Raw genomic sequence first — 16918 nt, 5'->3', positions numbered from 1 at the left:
TATGTCGAAGCGACAAATAATTACAGAAAGCCCCGGACCTGTTGGAAGGCCCCGGGGTTTACGAAACAACCTACAGGCGCCCTGGCAAGGAAATGGCTCCCTCACCATGGCTCCCAGCGTCAGCAATCGCAGCCAATCGCCGTTTCCGCCACCCGCTCCACCGAACCGGTCAGGCGGAAACCTTCATCGAGCCAGCCCATGATGCCGCCGATCATTTCCTTGACCGGATAGCCCAGGGTCGCCAGGCGGACCGCTGCCTTGTTGGCGCCGTTGCAATGCGGGCCCGCGCAATACACCACGAACAATGTGTCTTGCGGATACGCCGCCAGCGCCTGGGCAGTGATGGAACGAGTCGGAAGGTTGATCGCCCCGGGTACATGCCCGCGCTCGAAGGCCAGGGGGCCACGTACATCCACCAGCACAAAATCCACCTTGCCGGCCTGCTGGCTGGCATGCACGTCGGAACAATCCGTTTCGAAGGTCAGGCGACGGCTGAAATGCTGCAGGGCAACGTCGGATGGGGCAGCAGGCACTTCACTAACCAGGCTGGTCATCGCAGGTACTCCAGTAGAGGGCTTAGAGAGACTTTATCCGCCTGCAGCTTACCGCTACAGTGGCGTACAAGACACTCTGTGGGAATTTTCCGCCAAATGCATCCCAATCCCGGTCTGGTGGCCATCCTTGCCTACGACGGCCTCTGCACATTTGAATTCGGCATTGCCATCGAGATCTTCGGCCTGGGCAGGCCCGAGTTCGATTTTCCCTGGTACGAACACCGGATCGTTGCCGTCGATGACGGTCCGATGCGGGCCCTGGGCGGCTTCCAGGTCCTGGCCGATGGCGGCATGGAGTTGCTCGAGGCAGCCCGGACCATCGTCGTGCCGGGTTGGCGCAGTCGCAGCGAGCCGCCGTCCGAGGCGTTGCTCGACGCCTTGCGCAAGGCACATGCACGAGGCGCGCGCCTGCTGTCGATCTGCTCCGGGGTGTTCGTACTGGCGGCGGCGGGATTGCTGGACGGATTGGGCGCCACGACCCACTGGCGCTACACCGATGAACTGGCCGAGAGTTTTCCCGCCGTCCTGGTGGACCCGGACGTGCTGTACGTGGATTCGGGCCAGGTCATCACCTCGGCGGGCAGCGCGGCCGGCATCGATGCCTGCCTGCACCTGGTGGCACGGGATTTCGGCGCCCAGATCGCCAATGCGGTGGCGCGCCGCCTGGTCATGTCCCCCCAACGCACCGGCGGCCAGGCACAGTTCATCCCCTCGCCGGTCAGCCGCACGCCGCGCGGCGACCTGTCGGGCATCATGCAGTGGGCCCGCGAGCGCCTCCACGAACCCTTGGGCGTACGCGAACTGGCCAGCCAGGCGGCCATGAGCGAACGGACCTTCCTGCGCCACTTCACCCAGGCCTGCGGCCAGTCACCCAAGGCGTGGTTGCAACATGAACGCCTGGCACGAGCCCGCGAATTGCTGGAAAGCACCGAAGACACCACCGACAACATCGCACAGCTGTGCGGCTACCGCTCGGTGGAGAGTTTTCGCGTGGCGTTTCGCAGCGTCGTCGGAGTGGCGCCTTCGGTCTACCGGGAGCGGTTCGGGCGCGGATGATCGTCCGGGCCTGGCCATGTAACCGCTGTCCCTGCCCTTCGTGACGAGTGCCGACCCGCTGGGCCCGGCACGTCGGCGACAGGATGATTGCGGCTGTTGGAGGCTGCGGCAGATTGTGCCGTGACTCGCCATCAACACGATCTTTCCTGCGATTGCATGAGGCAAGAACGAGACAGTTGCGCAGCGTAGCGCAGGCCCTGGGGGATGATTTCGAGCCGTGCCTTGCCACTGATAGCCATCGTATAGCTGCCATCGAGGCGACGGGTCAGTGCGAAGTCCGGCATGTAGATCACCTCACCGATATTCGGAGCCGGGCGGGTACGCAGCGCGGGGAAAGCCTTCCTGCCGATGTTCATGAAGCGTCTGGGCGCCATGGATGTCGGCATCGGCAAATCCTTCCACGGTCCGGAAGGACTGGCGGCTGGGGCTCGGATAAACCCACGGCGTTCGAGCACATTCGTGTCCTCGATCCCGAGGCCAGGCCGGACGCCGTCGCCGAGATCCTCAAGCGAGTCAGGATGCGCTTCCCGACCCTGGCGGACATTGAAGTGGCGGAGACCTGGGGAGGCTACGTGGACGGGTTTTCGGGTTTCTACCTGGCGGCGGGCTGTTCCGGCATTGCCGCGCCGGTGACGACTGTCCCGTCCGACACAAGCCTGCTGGCCAAGATGAGCGCGGCGCGGTGGATGGCTCAGGCGGATCCAGGCCTATCGGTCGGTTTCGCCCTCGGGCAGGGACTTTCCACGAACCCGCCTCAAGGTTTGCGCAGCAGGTAGGTGTCCATGATCCAGCCATTGGCCTGCCGCGCAGCCTTGCGGGTGCGCTCGATATCGTCGGCCACCTCCCCCAGCCGACCGGCGATGAGGATTTCGTCCGGTGTGCCCACATAGGCGCCCCAATAGATGTACACGTCCGGATCGTTCACCTGGCGATACGCATCCTCGGCATCGAGCATCACCACCCTGCTGCTCGCCTGTCCCGCCTGCCCCGACGCCAACCGGCGTCCGGTGGTGATCTCCAGCGATCCGCCAATGCTGTTCAAGGGAACCTTGTGTCGCGCAGCCAGGGCCTGGACACTGGTGATCCCGGGAATGACCTCGAATTCGAAATCGCAACGCCCCGTATCGAGAATCGCCTGCAGGATACGAACCGTGCTGTCGTACAACCCCGGGTCGCCCCATACCAGGAACCCGCCACACTGCCCATCGGACAGTTCTTCGTCGATCAGTCTTTCGAAAGTCGCCTGCTTGGCACGGTTGAGTTGTTCGACACTGTCCAGGTAGTCCCGGTCGTCGCGTTGGCGTTCAGGACTGTAGGCTTCGACGAAACGATACGTGCGATCCACGATGTAACGCCTACAGATTTCATGCCGCAGATCCATCAGCTTTTGCTTGTCGGCCCCTTTGTCCATGAGAAAGAACACGTCGACCCGGTTCAGGGCTTTCACCGCCTGCATCGTCAGGTAATCCGGATCGCCGGCCCCGATGCCGATGACTGATAACTTCTTCATGCTCAGGACTCCTGCCCAGGGGTCAGGGTGCGTAATCGCCAGACCCCGTTGAAACGCAACTCCAGGGCGGACAACGGTTCGATGTCGATACGGTTGAACGCCGATGCCGGACAGTGCAGTACATTCACCAGGGCCGCGCGGATCACGAACGGATGGGTGACAGCCAGCAGGTGTCCCGGCTCCTCTTCCAGGCTGGCGAGCCAGTCTGCGACACGGCGACACAACCGAGTGACCGACTCACCGCCATGGGGCGCGGCATCGGGATCGTCCAGCCAGCCCTGCAGGCGTTCCGGCTCTGCCTTGAGCAACGCGTCGACCGACAGCCCGCGCCATCGACCCAGGTCACAGTCGGCCAGGGCCTCGACCACCCGGAACTGCGCTCCATACAGCGCGGCTGTCTGGCGGGCGCGCAGTTCCGGTGCGCAGAGCAGTTGCCGGACATGTTCATACCCGCTGCCCGCCTCCGGACGCCTGTCCAGCCAGGCGGCGTCCAGCGGCTCGTCGGTCGCGAAGCACCCGCGTTTCTGGGCGGCGGTGCGCCCATGGCAGATCAAGGTCAGGCGGGTGGCTTGCATGCAGGTTCTCACGCAATCGGGATAGTCGGGAAAGGCCATGCTGGGCCGTCTGTGTGTTCGGCACCTTATATGAAATCAAATATCCGAACCAAAAAGGCGTTATTTCGGACACGAAAAAAAGCTTTGGCTGACACTCCAGCTGAAACCAGCGCGAGGCCCCGTCCTACGGCGTTTTCGCACCATTTTCGAGCATTTTAAACGGAACGTAAAAACCGCTGGACATGTAGCTCCCGCTACATAAATACTATTTTCAGGACTTATGTAAGAAATCCAACACCCATCCACGCAAGGAGCACGGATGCCTCCCCTCAGAGACCTTATTACCGATCCCGGCCTGGTATTGACGCCGTCGGAACGCAAGGTCGTACGTGCCCTGCTCGATCATTATCCACGCAACGGCCTGGGCCCGATGTCGCGTCTGGCCGACCATGCCGGCGTGAGCGACCCGACCATCGTGCGGCTGGTGAAAAAACTCGGGTTCGGCGGTTATGCCGAATTCCAGGATGCGCTGCTGGTGGACATGGACCATCGCCTGCGCTCCCCCCGCACGCTGCTGCAACCCCGGGCCAAACTGCAACAGGGCGATACCTGGAGCCAGTACCTGGCGGCCAGCCACCAGATTCTGGTTGAAACCCAGGCTCTGACCCAACCCGAAGACGTACGCATCCTGGTGCAGTGGCTGCTGGACAGCCGGCATCAGGTGCATTGCTTCGGCGGACGCTTCAGCAGCTTCCTGGCCCACTACCTGCTCACTCACCTGCGCCTGCTTCGTGCCGGCTGTTTTTCCCTCGAGGACAACGCCCAGTTGCCTGACCGGCTGTTCGATGTGCAACGCCAGGACGTGGTGTTGATCTTCGATTATCGTCGCTACCAGGCCCAGGCCTTGCGCGTGGCCAGCGCGGCCAAGGAACGTCATGCCCGGGTCGTGCTGTTCAGCGATATCTACACTTCGCCCTTGCGCGAACTGGCCGACCTGATCATCAGCGCGCCGGTGGAGTCGTCGGTCTCGGCCTTCGACAGCCTCGTGCCGGCCCTGGCCCAGGTCGAGGCGCTGGTCGCCTGCCTGACCCTGCAGTGCCCGGCGCTGGCCGAACGCCTGGAAGGCATCGATGCCCTGCGCGCAGAGTTCAACACGCACCTGTTGGAGGAAAAATAAGGATGTTCTCGCTCCCCCACCGCTCACCCAGGGACCTGCCGTTCACCCGCGACCACACCGCCTTGCTGCTGGTGGATATGCAACGGGCCTGGCTGGAACCGCAATTCGATGCCCACCTGGACACCCCCGAGGCAGACTATTTCATCCGTCGCGCCCGCGAACGGGTGATTCCCAACCAGCAGCGTCTGCTCCAGGGGCTGCGGGCGGCGGGGCAGAACGTACTGCATACCCACATCGAAAGCCTCACCGCCGACGGTCGCGACCGCTCCCTGGACCACAAGTTATCGGACATGCACTTGCCCAAGGGCAGCCCCGAGGCACAGATCATCGCCGAGCTTGCCCCACTGGAAAACGAGATCGTCTTGCCCAAGACGTCTTCGGGCGTGTTCAACTCCACCAACATCGACTACGTACTGCGCAACCTGCAGACCCGGCACCTGATCGTCGCCGGCATCGTCACCGACCAGTGTGTCGACATGGCCGTACGCGACGCCGCCGACCGTGGCTACCTGGTCACCCTGGTGGAGGATGCCTGCGCCACCTACACCGAACAACGCCACCTGGCCTGCCTGAATGCGATCAAAGGCTACTGCTGGATCGCCGACACCGACACCGTGCTCGGCCGCTTGCAGGAGATGCAGCCGTGAGCCGTCTCGACCGCGCAGCGCCCCTGGCACAGCTTCCCGTCACCACGCTGGTCAGCACCGACCTGATCGGCGTGACCCGAGGCCGCTCGTTCCCCAGCGATGAGCTGCCCCACTACGTCACCGCCGGTTGCGGCTGGGTGCCGGCCAACAGTGCGCTGACCCCCCAGGACATCATCGCATCGGTCAATCCGTGGGGCGCTTATGGCGATCTGCGACTGATTCCGGACCTGCCTAGCCGGGTAACCGTCGACCAGGGGCCCGACGCCCAGGCGCCGGCGCTGGACTACATCCATTGCGACCTGCGGGAAACCGACGGTCGCCCCTGGTCCGCTTGCCCGCGCACGCTGTTGCGCGACGAAGTGGAACGCTACCGGGCCGAGCTCGGCCTGCAGGTACTGGCCGCGTTCGAACATGAATTCAGGCTGGACACCTCCCAGCCCCAACCCGATCGCCTGGCCTTCAGCCTCCAGGCCCAGCGCCAGCAGGCCGGGTTCGCCGGATGGTTGCTCGGCGCATTGCGGGCCGGTGGTGTCGAACCGGAGATGTTCCTGCCCGAATACGGCAAGCATCAGTACGAAATAACCTGCCGCCCCGCCCTTGGCGTCGCCGCGGCCGACCGCGCCGTGAACGTACGGGAGATTACCCGGGAAATCGCCCGGCAGATGGACCTGGCGGTGAGCTTCGCCCCCAAGACGTCGGCCGATGCCGTGTGCAACGGCGTGCACCTGCACCTGAGCCTGCAAGATCTGGACGGCGAGCCGGTGCTCCATGACGCTGCCAGCGCCAACGGTCTTTCCAGCCTCGGTCGACACTGGGCGGCCGGGGTGCTGCATTACCTGCCGGCCCTGTGCGCCTTGACCGCGCCGACCCCGGTGTCCTACGAACGCTTGCAACCGCACCACTGGAGCGCTTCCTACGCGTGCCTGGGACAGCGCAACCGCGAAGCGGCCCTGCGGATCTGCCCGACCGTCAGCCTGGGAGCCAGGCCGGTCGCCAACCAGTACAACCTGGAGTTCCGTGCCATGGACGCCACGGCCTCGCCGCACCTGGCGATGGCGGGGTTATTGATCGCCGGGAGGCTGGGTATCGAACAAGGGTTGGCACTCAATGCCGTCACCGATGAAATACCCGACGATTTGACTGAGGAACAGCGCCGCAGTCGTGGCATTATCGCCCTGCCGACCGACCTGGCCCAGGCCCTGGATTGCCTGCGTAACAGCGGGGCGCTGCTCGAAGCCCTGCCCGGCCCGCTGGTCGAAACCTACTTCGCCTTGAAGGCCGAGGAGCTGGCCTTGACCCAGGCGCTGTCACCTGCCGAGCGTTGTGAGCACTATGCGCGAATCTATTGAGTGTGCCGAATCGGGCCTGTACACCGAGCCAGCCTACCGGTTGCTTCGGGAGAACGCCGAGCACCCACTGATCCTGGTGTGCGAACACGCCAGTCGGTTCATCCCCGGGGCGTTGAACGACCTGGGCCTGGATGAAACGGCCGCCCAGGAACACATTGCCTGGGACATTGGTGCCCTGGCACTGGCCGAATGCCTGTCCGAGACCCTCGGCGCAACCTTGCTGTCGGCCAACTATTCACGGCTGCTGATCGACCTGAACCGCCCGCTGCACGTGCCGGACAGCATTCCAGCCCAGAGCGAGATCTACCAGATTCCCGGCAACCAGTCCCTGGACGAGGCCACGCGTGCCTACCGCCAGCAGTGCCTGTTCCACCCGTTCCATGACCGGTTGCGCTCGTTGATCGACCAGCGCCTGGCCGACCAGCGACCGGTACGGGTGGTGGGCATCCACAGCTTCACCCCGGTGTTCTACGGTCAGCCCCGCAGTCTTGAAGCCGGCGTGCTGTTTGCAGAAGCGGCGGACTACGCCCAGCGCATCGTCGACGGGCTGAGCCGGCATTCGCTGCGGGTGGCGGGGAACCAGCCCTATCGGGTCAGCCCCTTGAGCGACATGACGGTTCCTGTGCATGGCGATGGACGCGGCCTGGATTCGGTGCTGATCGAGGTCCGCAACGATTTGCTGCGCAGCCCCGAAGAAGTACGGGCCTGGAGCGCCTGCCTGGCGCCGTTGCTGTAGAAAACAGCGGCAAGACATCCTGAAAATCCATGATCGGCTGAAAAGGAGAACGGCTTGTGAGTATCGAGGCATTTGGCTACAAACAGGAATTGAAACGCAGCCTGTCACTGACGGACCTGGTGGTGTACGGGATGATTTTCATGATCCCTATCGCGCCGTTCGGCGTGTACGGCTACGTGAACGCGGAGGCGCCGGGGATGGTGCCGCTGGCGTACATCATCGGCATGGTGGCGATGCTGTTCACCGCGCTGAGCTATGGCAGCATGGCCCGGGCCTTTCCGGTGGCCGGCTCCGTCTATTCCTACGCACAACGGGGTCTCAACCCACATGTAGGCTTTATCGCCGGCTGGCTGATGCTGCTGGACTACCTGCTGATTCCCCCGCTGCTGTATGTCTACGCCGCCATGGCGCTGAATCACCTGTACCCGGAGATTCCCAAGGTCGGCTTCATCCTGGCCTTCCTCGTGAGCGCGACCTTCGTCAACCTGCGAGGCATCACCTTCACCGCCCGGATGAACATCATCTTCCTGCTGGCGCAGCTGGTGGTGCTGGGGATTTTCCTGGCCTATGCCTGGAATGCCCTGCACGGTGGCGCGGGTAACGGCCAACTGACCCTGGCGCCGCTGTACAGTCCGGAGCATTTCAACTTCGCCCTGCTGATGCAGGCCGTGTCGATCGCCGTGCTGTCGTTCCTGGGGTTCGACGCCATTTCCACCCTGGCCGAAGAAATCAAGGGCGATCCGGGTCGCAGTGTCGGCAAGGCCGCGATGCTCACGCTGCTGGTCATGGGGGTGATTTTCGTGGTGCAGACCTGGATCGCCACGGACCTGGCGGCCGGCATGGGCTTCAAGTCCGCCGATACCGCTTTCTATGAAATCGCCGAACTGGCCGCCGGCAGCTGGCTGGCCACCATGACGGCCGTCGCCACCGCGCTGTCCTGGGGCGTGGCCGTGGCCATCACCTCCCAAGCCGCGGTGTCGCGCCTGTTGTTCGGCATGGCCCGAGACGGCAAGTTGCCCAAAGTGCTGGCCAAGGTCCATCCAAAACACAACACCCCGTACCTGAGCATCTACCTGGTGGCGGTGCTGTCGCTGCTGATCTGCTACCTGTTCATCAATGCCGTGGATACCCTGACCTCACTGGTCAACTTCGGCGCACTGAGTGGTTTCATGCTGCTGCATGTCACCGTGATCAACCATTACTGGCGTCGCCAGCGGTCCGGACAAGTGGTCCGCCACCTGATCTGCCCACTGATAGGCTTCTGCATCGTCGCGGCCATCATGTACAACATGGGCGTGGACGCGCAAAAGCTCGGCCTGGTCTGGATCGCAGCGGGCGTCGTCTATCTGTGCCTGCTCAATAAATTCGGCGCCAGCACGGCCCTGCCCGATCCGGCAGGTCATTGAGGTTCAGCGATGATCGCAAGGGGGTGTCGGTCATCGCGCTGCGACAACACAACGGTTACGACGCGTGGACATCGACAGTGATCGTCAAGCCCGGTGCAGATCACCGGGCTCAGGAACAGGAGTGCAATCCATGCTGGCCTTACGTCCAGTTCAACCAAGCGATTTGCCGCAACTGCAGCAACTGGCCCGTGACAGTCTGGTGGGGGTGACGTCGCTTCCAGACGACATCGAGCGCCTGCGAGAAAAAATCCTCGACTCGTGCGCCTCGTTCGAGGCTGATGTGCGAGCACCTGGCGGGGAAAACTATTTTTTCGTGTTGCAGGACCTGGTCTCCGGGCGCCTGGTGGGCTGTTCCGAAATCCTCGCCAGCACCGGTTGCAACGAACCGTTCTACAGCCTGCGCAACCGCCCATTCTCCAGCGAGTCCCGGGAGTTGAACATCCAGCATGGCGTACCGGCACTGTCGCTGTGCCAGGATCTGCAGGGCCAGACGCTGCTGCGCGGTTTCCACATCGACGCCGACCGGGTGCGCACGGCGGAATCGGAGTTGCTGTCCAGGGCCCGCCTGATGTTCATCGCCGCGCATCCGCAACGCTTCGCCGAATCGGTCATCACCGAAATCGTCGGTTACAGCGACGATGACGGCCAGTCGCCATTCTGGGATGCAATCGGCCAGCACTTCTTCGACCTGCCCTACGTCGAAGCCGAACGGTTGTGCGGCCTGCAAAGCCGATCCTTCCTCGCCGAATTGATGCCCCAGTACCCGCTCTATGTGCCGATGCTGCCGCCCGAGGCCCAGGCCTGCATCGGTCGGGTTCATCCCGATGGCCAGGAAGCCTTCGACATCCTGGCGCGCGAAGGCTTCGAGACCAACAGCTATGTAGACCTGTTCGACGGCGGGCCAACCCTGCACGCCCGTATCGCCAACATCCGCTCCATCGCCCGAAGTCGCATGGTCCAGACCTGGAAGAGCTCGCAGATTGACGCCCGGGGCCGCTACCTGGTGAGCAACGACCGCCTTGCAGACTATCGCGCCATCGTGGCCGAGCTGGATGTCGCCGCCGAGGGGCCCGTGGCCCTGACGCCCGACATGCTCGCCGCGCTGGACATCGACGAAGGCGAACGGATCCGGGTGATCACCCTATGAACGTCACGGGAAGTCCTGTCCTGGTCCTGCGCCCAGGCCGACACGACGAAGGAGCCGCATCATGATTGTCCGCCCGGTCGCCATTACCGACCTGCCGTCCTTGCTGGAACTGGCGCGCTGCGCCGGGCCGGGGTTCACCAGCCTGCCGGCCAACGAGGAACGCCTGGCCCACCGCGTACGCTGGGCCCAGCGCACCTTTGCCGGGCAGGTCGAGCGCGCCGACGCCGACTACCTGTTCGTGCTGGAGGACGACGACCGCCAAGTGGTTGGCATCAGCGCCCTGACCGGTGCCGTCGGGCTGCGGGAGCCGTGGTACAACTATCGGGTCGGGGTCACCGTCAGCTCGGCCCCGGAACTGGGCATCCAGCGGCAGATCCCCACCCTGTTTCTCAACAACGAGATGACCGGGCAATCGGAAATCTGCTCCCTGTTCCTGCACCCCGCCCAGCGTCACGGCCATAACGGGCGCCTGCTGTCCCTGGCGCGCCTGTTGTTCGTCGCCGAATTCTCCCAGCTGTTCGGCGAGAAACTCATCGCCGAGCTGCGAGGCCATGCCGACGAGAACGGTTGCTCGCCATTCTGGGACAGCCTGGGACGACACTTCTTCAAGAAAGACTTCAGCTATGCCGATCAGTTGTCCGGCATGGGCAACAAGTCTTTCATTGCCGAGTTGATGCCGCGCCAGCCGCTGTATACCTGCATGCTCACCGAACAGGCACAGGCCGCCATTGGCCGTGCCCATCCGAACACTGAACCGGCCCTGAAGATTCTCGGCGCCGAGGGCTTCAGCCATAAGGGCTACATCGATATCTTCGACGGGGGCCCGGTGATCGAGGCGCCAGTGTCGAAGATCCGCAGCGTGCGTGACAGCCAGTCACTGGCCCTGGCCATCGGCACGCTGGACGAACAGGCACCGGTCTGGCTGATCCACAACCGGCGCCTGGCGAACTGCCGCGTCACCAGCGCCCGGGCCCATCAGCACGGCCACAGCCTGCTGGTCGATCGCCTTACCGTCAAACGCCTGCAGATGCAGCCGGGCGATACGGTGCGCGCCGTGCCGCTGCTCGGTCAGGGACGCCAGGCTGCGGCGGCTTAGCGCGGGCCTGCAACGCTCGCGGCGCAAAACACAAGACATATCACCGTGCAGCGGGATCGTTGTATCTTTCCATCAGCCATCGCCCGCGAACTCACCGTACTTGCACGCAAGGCATAGCCCATGCGCATTCGTCATCCTCCTTGCGCTTGCCACGTGATAGCCTTTGGCTCCTTCGGCGTTGACACTTTTGCTCAAGCCCTTCCATTCCATTGGTGGAACTCATATGTCCAGGCTTTCCCATCAAGATTTACGCCGTAGCTTTCGTCAACTGCTGGCTTCCCGGACCTGCTATCACACCGCCTCGGTGTTCGACCCGATGTCGGCGCGCATCGCCGCCGACCTGGGTTTCGAAGTAGGGATCCTGGGAGGATCGGTCGCGTCGTTGCAAGTATTGGGGGCGCCGGACTTCGCGCTGATCACCCTGAGCGAATTCGCCGAACAGGCCACCCGCATCGGTCGCGTGGCCCAATTGCCGGTCATCGCCGATGCCGACCATGGCTATGGCAACGCCCTGAACGTGATGCGCACCATCATCGAGCTCGAGCGTGCCGGGGTGGCCGCCCTGACCATCGAGGACACGCTGCTGCCGGCCCAGTTCGGGCGCAAGTCCACGGACCTGATCAGCGTCGCCGAGGGCGTCGGCAAGATCCGCGCGGCGCTGGAGGCCCGGGTCGATCCGGAAATGGCGATCATCGCCCGCACCAACGCCGGCATCCTGCCGGTCCAGGAAGTCATCAGCCGTACCCAGCAATATGAACGTGCCGGGGCGGACGGGATCTGCATGGTGGGTGTCCAGGACTTCGATCACCTGGAAAAGATCAGCGAGAACCTGAATGTGCCGCTGATGCTCGTCACCTACGGCAATCCGCTCCTGCGGGACGACAAGCGCCTGGCCGAGCTGGGCGTGCGGGTTACCATCGATGGCCACGGCGCCTACTTCGCCGCGATCAAGGCCACGTACGACAGCCTTCGCGAGCAACGGCAGATCTTCACCCAGGCATCGGACCTCAGCGCCACCGAACTGACCCACACCTACACCCAGCCCGAGGAATATATCCGTTGGGCCGAGGAGTACATGAGCGTCAAGGAGTAAGAAAACGCACTGTCCGGGAAGCGGCCATCGCGAGCTCGCTCCCACAGTAGGTTTGCGGTGCGACACCTGCCTCGCCCCCCACACTCCTTGTGGGAACGAGCTTGCTCGCGATGGCGGTGGTTCAGCTTGCATGCGTGCCGGATGTAGCAACGCCATCGCGAGCACGTTCGCACCCACAGGGGATCTGTGATGAGCGCGATGGCGTTGCCAGGGTGAAGCAGGCCTTCAGCGCCCGCTACGCAACATCTCCTTGGGCACGTATTTGCCGATCTCGAACTTGCCGATGGCCGCGCGGTGGACTTCATCGGGGCCGTCCGCCAGACGCAGGGTCCGTTGCATGGCGTACATGTAGGCCAGCGGGAAATCGCCGGAAACCCCCGCGCCGCCGTGGATCTGGATCGCACGGTCGATGACCTTCAGGGCGACGTTGGGCGCAACCACCTTGATCTGGGCGATTTCGCTCTTCGCTACTTTGTTGCCGACCGTGTCCATCATGTAGGCCGCCTTCAAGGTCAGCAGGCGAGCCATGTCGATTTCCATCCGCGAGTCGGCGATCTTGTCGATGTTGCCGCCCAGGCGTGCCAACGGCTTGCCGAAGGCGGTACGGCTGACGGCACGCTTGCACATCAATTCCAGTGCCCGCTCGGCCATGCCGATGGACCGCATGCAATGGTGGATGCGCCCGGGGCCGAGGCGCCCCTGGGCAATTTCAAAGCCTCGTCCTTCACCCAACAGGACGTTTTCGTATGGTACCCGCACGTTGTCGAACAGCACTTCGGCATGGCCGTGGGGGGCGTCGTCGTAACCGAACACCGGCAAAGGCCGGACGATCTTGACCCCGGGGGTATCCACCGGCACCAGGATCATCGAATGCTGGGCGTGGCGCGGCGCATCGGGGTTGCTCAGGCCCATGAAGATCAGGATCTTGCAGCGCGGGTCGCAGGCGCCCGAGGTCCACCACTTCTTGCCGTTGATCACCCACTGGTCGCCGTCGCGCTCGGCCCGGGCAGCCATGTTGGTCGCGTCCGAAGAGGCCACATCCGGTTCGGTCATGGCGAAGGCCGACCGGATCTCACCCCGCAGCAGCGGTTCCAGCCAGCGCTGCTTCTGCTCTTCATTGGCGTAACGCACCAGGACTTCCATGTTGCCGGTGTCCGGCGCCGAGCAGTTGAACGGTTCCGGCCCCAGCAGCGAGCGCCCCATGATCTCTGCCAGTGGCGCGTATTCCAGGTTGGTCAGGCCGGCGCCCAGCTCGGACTCGGGCAGGAACAGGTTCCACAGGCCTTCTGCCTTGGCCTTGGCCTTGAGCTCTTCCATGATGGCCGTGGGTTGCCAGCGGTCGCCCTCGGCCACTTGTCGTTCGAACACTGCTTCGGCCGGGTAGACGTAGGCATCCATGAACGCCGTGACGCGTTCACGCAGTTCCTGAACCTTGGGGGAATAGGCAAAATCCATGGGCAGCACCTTCTTGGCAGAGGTTGTTTTAGGTCATGAAATCGATGCTAGTTCAGCTACGAAAATTTACCTAACCTATTCTCGGCGTGTATTAACATTCATCACCGATATATGTTTCACTGATTCGCATCGCCTTCCGGCACCTCACCAAGTCCAAGAACAAGAGTGCAGCGCAATGAATCTGAGCAAGGTCGACCTCAACCTTTTCATCGTCTTCGATGCGATCTACACCGAAGCCAACCTGACCCGCGCCGGGCAGATCGTCGGCATCACCCAGCCGGCAGTGTCCAACGCCCTGGCGCGCCTGCGGGAAACCTTCAACGACCCGCTGTTCGTGCGCACCGCCCAGGGCATGGTGCCCACGCCCATGGCCCAGAACATCATCGGCCCGGTGCGCAATGCCCTGTCGCTGCTGCGGGTGTCGGTACAGGAAAGCCGGATCTTCAACCCGCTCCAGGCGGTCAAGACCTACCGCATCAGCATGACCGACCTGACCGAAGGGGTGATCCTGCCGCCGTTGTTCCAGCGCCTGCGCCGCCTGGCGCCCACGGTGGCCATCGAAAGTTTCCTGTCCAAGCGCCGGGAAACCACCAAGGAACTGGCCGCCGGCCGCCTCGACTTTGCCGTGGACGCGCCGCTCAACACCGACCCTCAAGTGCGTCACGTCAAGCTGATGGAAGACCGTTATGTGTGCGCCATGCGCAAAGGCCACCCCTTGGCGAGCAAGGAAAAACTCAGCCTCGATGACTACCTGGCCCAGACCCACGTGCATATTTCCAGCCGACGCAACGGCCTGGGCTATGTGGACCTGGCCCTCGGCAAGATGGGTATCCAGCGCAAGATTGCCCTGCGCTCCCAGCATTACCTGATGGCCTCGCAGGTGCTGCAGCAGACCGACATGGTCATGACCGTCCCCGAACGCTTTGCGCGTCGCCATGACCTGCACGCCTTCCTGCTACCGGTCAACGACGTGCCGCCGGTGGAGACCCACCTCTACTGGCATGAAAGCACCGACCAGGACCCGGCCAACCGCTGGATGCGCGAACAGATGATCGAGCTGTGCCAGCAGGTGACGGCGCACGAGAAGAAGCTCGACAAAGTCTGAAGGATCAAATGGTGGGAGTGCGCAAGCCCGCTCCCACCGATTCATGCTCCAACGTAGCGCAGCCCCCATGCTTGACGTGAACGTCAACCTGCCATTAGCTTAGCGCCAGCACCTTTCGTTTCGAGCGCGTCCATGAGCAGCCAGACCTACAGCATCTCCGATCTTGCCCGGGAGCTTGATATCACGACCCGAGCAATCCGCTTCTATGAAGAACAGGGCCTGCTGAGCCCTGAGCGACGAGGCCAGGAACGCATCTATTCACCACGGGACAAGGTCAGCCTCAAGCTCATCCTGCGCGGCAAGCGCATCGGGTTTTCCCTGGCCGAATGCCGCGAACTGATCGAACTCTACGACCCTTCCAGCGGTAACCAGAAGCAGTTGAACAGCATGCTGGCGAAAATCGCCGAGCGCCGGGAACAACTCGAACAGCAACTGCTGGACATCGAGCAGATGAAGCTGGAACTCGATACGGCCGAGGAACGCTGCATCCAGGCACTGGAGCAAACGCTCAAGGGACAGGAAGCTGTCCAGTAACGACCCAATAACGACGCCAGCCCCTTTGGGAGCGGGCGCATCCACTACCACAGGTCAATCTCCATGTCCCTTCCCTCCTTTGTACGCTTGATCGAAGTCGGTCCCCGTGACGGCCTGCAGAATGAAGCCCACCCCATCAGTGTCGCCGACAAGGTACGCCTGGTGGATGCCCTCAGTGCCGCTGGCCTGGGTTACATCGAGGTCGGCAGCTTTGTCTCGCCCAAGTGGGTGCCCCAGATGGCCGGCTCCGCCGAAGTGTTCGCGCAAATCCAGCGCAAGCCCGGCGTGACCTATGGCGCCCTGGCACCGAACCTGCGGGGTTTCGAAGACGCTCTGGCGGCCGGCGTGAAGGAAGTGGCGGTGTTCGCGGCTGCGTCCGAGGCGTTCTCGCAGCGCAACATCAACTGCTCCATCAAGCAAAGCCTGGAACGCTTCGCGCCGATCATGGAGGCCGCCGGGCAAAACGGCGTCAGCGTGCGGGGCTACGTGTCCTGTGTGCTGGGCTGCCCGTATGAAGGCGCGGTCAAGCCCGAGCAGGTGGCATGGGTCGCCCGGGAGCTGTATGCGATGGGCTGTTACGAAGTGTCCCTGGGAGACACCATCGGCACTGGTACCGCGGGCGCCACACGCAAGATGTTCGAGGTGGTCGGTGAGCAGGTGCCTCGCGCCAGGCTCGCCGGGCATTTCCACGACACTTACGGTCAGGCCATGGCCAACGTCTACGCCAGCCTGCTGGAAGGCATCGCGGTGTTCGACAGCTCCATTGCCGGCCTCGGTGGCTGCCCCTACGCCAAAGGCGCCAGCGGTAACGTCGCCACCGAGGACGTGCTGTATCTGCTCAATGGCCTGGGCATTGAAACCGGCATCGACCTGGACGCCTTGATCGCCGCGGGCCGACAGATCTGCAGCGTGCTCGGTCGTCCGACCGGCTCACGGGTCGCCAAGGCCCTCAGTGCACAGTGAAGGTGTTACCGCCCCCCTTTGGGGGACGGCCAAACGAGTAACACGGAAACAATTTGTCAGATCTACACTGCCGCGATTTTCCCATGAAAATCTCAAGACATTGATTTAAAAGGATTTTTAAAAGTTGGCACGGCACCTGCTATCTCTCTGGCATAACAAGAATAAAAAAGCGGCAAACCTAATAAAAACAAGACGAAACGACTCTGACATAACAAAAACAACACGGCAGAGACGCAGCTAACAGATTTTTTTGGAGAAGGTGTGCTTTTCAGGGTGCTTCCAGAAGCAACCCGCAACCGGGCAGAGAACAATAAGACTACCCTCAGGTAGGACCCGAATCGGTTGGATCGCTAAGCGAAAAAGCAGATCAGCGCTCAAAAAAATACGTTTGCTCTTGATCCCGGATGGGGATCGCCCAAAACAGCGGTAAAGGGTCACGGTCACCAAAAACAACAACAGGCCGCCCCTCAATAATAAAAAGAGCACGCGACGACAAAATTAAAGGGGAGCTTCGGCTCCCCTTTGTGCTTTGCATC

17 protein-coding genes are annotated in these 16918 nt (G+C 62.8%); 12 read left to right on the top strand and 5 right to left on the bottom strand.

What is annotated here, in order from left to right:
* Nucleotides 1–119 precede the first annotated feature (119 nt).
* A complete protein-coding gene (locus tag AC1M7R_RS21295) occupies nt 120–554 on the bottom strand; it encodes a rhodanese-like domain-containing protein (protein ID WP_072430409.1) in 435 nt (144 codons plus the stop codon).
* 96 nt (nt 555–650) lie between these two features.
* Between AC1M7R_RS21295 and ftrA the strand changes: the two genes are divergently transcribed.
* Complete coding sequence (gene ftrA, locus AC1M7R_RS21290) at nt 651–1610, top strand: transcriptional regulator FtrA (RefSeq protein ID WP_072388791.1); 960 nt, start codon at nt 651–653, stop codon at nt 1608–1610.
* 131 nt (nt 1611–1741) lie between these two features.
* Here the strand turns inward: ftrA and AC1M7R_RS21285 are convergent, their stop codons facing one another.
* The 3 genes from AC1M7R_RS21285 to AC1M7R_RS21275 all read right to left on the bottom strand — a co-directional run bounded on the left by AC1M7R_RS21285 (nt 1742) and on the right by AC1M7R_RS21275 (nt 3695).
* Nucleotides 1742–1996 carry a hypothetical protein gene (locus AC1M7R_RS21285; protein ID WP_076407210.1) on the bottom strand — a complete coding sequence of 85 codons (255 nt, stop codon included), beginning with the start codon at nt 1994–1996 and terminating at the stop codon, nt 1742–1744.
* A gap of 368 nt (nt 1997–2364) precedes the next feature.
* A complete protein-coding gene (gene cobF, locus AC1M7R_RS21280; protein WP_072388795.1) occupies nt 2365–3120 on the bottom strand; it encodes a precorrin-6A synthase (deacetylating) in 756 nt (251 codons plus the stop codon).
* A gap of 2 nt (nt 3121–3122) precedes the next feature.
* Nucleotides 3123–3695 carry a histidine phosphatase family protein gene (locus tag AC1M7R_RS21275; RefSeq protein WP_072388797.1) on the bottom strand — a complete coding sequence of 191 codons (573 nt, stop codon included), beginning with the start codon at nt 3693–3695 and terminating at the stop codon, nt 3123–3125.
* 298 nt (nt 3696–3993) lie between these two features.
* Between AC1M7R_RS21275 and AC1M7R_RS21270 the strand changes: the two genes are divergently transcribed.
* From AC1M7R_RS21270 to AC1M7R_RS21235, 8 genes are all read left to right on the top strand, one after another.
* Nucleotides 3994–4851, top strand: coding sequence for a MurR/RpiR family transcriptional regulator (locus tag AC1M7R_RS21270; protein WP_072388799.1), 858 nt, complete (start codon nt 3994–3996; stop codon nt 4849–4851).
* A gap of 2 nt (nt 4852–4853) precedes the next feature.
* Nucleotides 4854–5498 (top strand): cysteine hydrolase family protein, encoded by a 645-nt coding sequence (locus tag AC1M7R_RS21265; protein ID WP_072388801.1) that lies wholly within the window; start codon nt 4854–4856, stop codon nt 5496–5498.
* Nucleotides 5495–6847, top strand: a complete 1353-nt coding sequence (locus AC1M7R_RS21260; RefSeq protein WP_072388803.1) for a type I glutamate--ammonia ligase — start codon at nt 5495–5497, stop codon at nt 6845–6847. Before AC1M7R_RS21265 ends, AC1M7R_RS21260 begins: the two co-directional genes overlap by 4 nt.
* Nucleotides 6831–7583, top strand: a complete 753-nt coding sequence (locus AC1M7R_RS21255; protein WP_072388805.1) for an N-formylglutamate amidohydrolase — start codon at nt 6831–6833, stop codon at nt 7581–7583. Before AC1M7R_RS21260 ends, AC1M7R_RS21255 begins: the two co-directional genes overlap by 17 nt.
* 56 nt (nt 7584–7639) lie before the next feature.
* The gene (locus AC1M7R_RS21250) at nt 7640–8989 is read left to right on the top strand and encodes an APC family permease (RefSeq protein WP_072458024.1); all 1350 of its coding nucleotides are present in this window, start codon (nt 7640–7642) and stop codon (nt 8987–8989) included.
* A 130-nt stretch (nt 8990–9119) separates the two neighbouring features.
* Complete coding sequence (locus AC1M7R_RS21245) at nt 9120–10136, top strand: arginine N-succinyltransferase (RefSeq protein ID WP_072388809.1); 1017 nt, start codon at nt 9120–9122, stop codon at nt 10134–10136.
* Nucleotides 10137–10197: 61 nt separating this feature from the next.
* Nucleotides 10198–11232: an arginine N-succinyltransferase gene (gene astA / locus AC1M7R_RS21240; RefSeq protein ID WP_072388811.1), complete on the top strand. Its 1035-nt coding sequence runs from the start codon at nt 10198–10200 to the stop codon at nt 11230–11232.
* A gap of 223 nt (nt 11233–11455) precedes the next feature.
* Complete coding sequence (locus AC1M7R_RS21235; protein ID WP_072388815.1) at nt 11456–12325, top strand: isocitrate lyase/PEP mutase family protein; 870 nt, start codon at nt 11456–11458, stop codon at nt 12323–12325.
* Nucleotides 12326–12550: 225 nt separating this feature from the next.
* Here the strand turns inward: AC1M7R_RS21235 and AC1M7R_RS21230 are convergent, their stop codons facing one another.
* Nucleotides 12551–13780 (bottom strand): acyl-CoA dehydrogenase, encoded by a 1230-nt coding sequence (locus AC1M7R_RS21230; RefSeq protein ID WP_072430405.1) that lies wholly within the window; start codon nt 13778–13780, stop codon nt 12551–12553.
* A 175-nt stretch (nt 13781–13955) separates the two neighbouring features.
* On the opposite strand from AC1M7R_RS21230, the gene AC1M7R_RS21225 reads away from it, so the two are divergent.
* From AC1M7R_RS21225 to AC1M7R_RS21215, 3 genes are all read left to right on the top strand, one after another.
* Nucleotides 13956–14885: a LysR family transcriptional regulator gene (locus AC1M7R_RS21225; RefSeq protein WP_072388821.1), complete on the top strand. Its 930-nt coding sequence runs from the start codon at nt 13956–13958 to the stop codon at nt 14883–14885.
* A gap of 132 nt (nt 14886–15017) precedes the next feature.
* On the top strand, nt 15018–15419 hold the full coding sequence (locus AC1M7R_RS21220; RefSeq protein ID WP_072388823.1) for a MerR family transcriptional regulator: 402 nt from the start codon (nt 15018–15020) through the stop codon (nt 15417–15419).
* A 63-nt stretch (nt 15420–15482) separates the two neighbouring features.
* Nucleotides 15483–16382, top strand: a complete 900-nt coding sequence (locus AC1M7R_RS21215) for a hydroxymethylglutaryl-CoA lyase (RefSeq protein WP_072388825.1) — start codon at nt 15483–15485, stop codon at nt 16380–16382.
* Nucleotides 16383–16918 lie beyond the last annotated feature (536 nt).

The sequence above is a fragment of the Pseudomonas sp. MS01C9 genome (genome assembly GCF_058202755.1).
This window is presented reverse-complemented; position numbering and strand designations above follow the sequence as displayed.

Excerpts from the sequence above, each read along its gene's own strand:
- AC1M7R_RS21225 (WP_072388821.1), top strand. The coding sequence starts at position 13,956 with ATGAATCTGAGCAAGGTCGACCTCAACCTTTTCATCGTCTTCGATGCG.
- ftrA (WP_072388791.1), top strand. The coding sequence starts at position 651 with ATGCATCCCAATCCCGGTCTGGTGGCCATCCTTGCCTACGACGGCCTC.
- AC1M7R_RS21255 (WP_072388805.1), top strand. The coding sequence starts at position 6,831 with ATGCGCGAATCTATTGAGTGTGCCGAATCGGGCCTGTACACCGAGCCA.
- AC1M7R_RS21295 (WP_072430409.1), bottom strand. The coding sequence starts at position 554 with ATGACCAGCCTGGTTAGTGAAGTGCCTGCTGCCCCATCCGACGTTGCC.
- cobF (WP_072388795.1), bottom strand. The coding sequence starts at position 3,120 with ATGAAGAAGTTATCAGTCATCGGCATCGGGGCCGGCGATCCGGATTAC.
- AC1M7R_RS21270 (WP_072388799.1), top strand. The coding sequence starts at position 3,994 with ATGCCTCCCCTCAGAGACCTTATTACCGATCCCGGCCTGGTATTGACG.
- AC1M7R_RS21215 (WP_072388825.1), top strand. The coding sequence starts at position 15,483 with ATGTCCCTTCCCTCCTTTGTACGCTTGATCGAAGTCGGTCCCCGTGAC.
- AC1M7R_RS21235 (WP_072388815.1), top strand. The coding sequence starts at position 11,456 with ATGTCCAGGCTTTCCCATCAAGATTTACGCCGTAGCTTTCGTCAACTG.
- astA (WP_072388811.1), top strand. The coding sequence starts at position 10,198 with ATGATTGTCCGCCCGGTCGCCATTACCGACCTGCCGTCCTTGCTGGAA.
- AC1M7R_RS21220 (WP_072388823.1), top strand. The coding sequence starts at position 15,018 with ATGAGCAGCCAGACCTACAGCATCTCCGATCTTGCCCGGGAGCTTGAT.
- AC1M7R_RS21275 (WP_072388797.1), bottom strand. The coding sequence starts at position 3,695 with ATGCAAGCCACCCGCCTGACCTTGATCTGCCATGGGCGCACCGCCGCC.
- AC1M7R_RS21265 (WP_072388801.1), top strand. The coding sequence starts at position 4,854 with ATGTTCTCGCTCCCCCACCGCTCACCCAGGGACCTGCCGTTCACCCGC.
- AC1M7R_RS21230 (WP_072430405.1), bottom strand. The coding sequence starts at position 13,780 with ATGGATTTTGCCTATTCCCCCAAGGTTCAGGAACTGCGTGAACGCGTC.
- AC1M7R_RS21285 (WP_076407210.1), bottom strand. The coding sequence starts at position 1,996 with ATGCCGACATCCATGGCGCCCAGACGCTTCATGAACATCGGCAGGAAG.
- AC1M7R_RS21245 (WP_072388809.1), top strand. The coding sequence starts at position 9,120 with ATGCTGGCCTTACGTCCAGTTCAACCAAGCGATTTGCCGCAACTGCAG.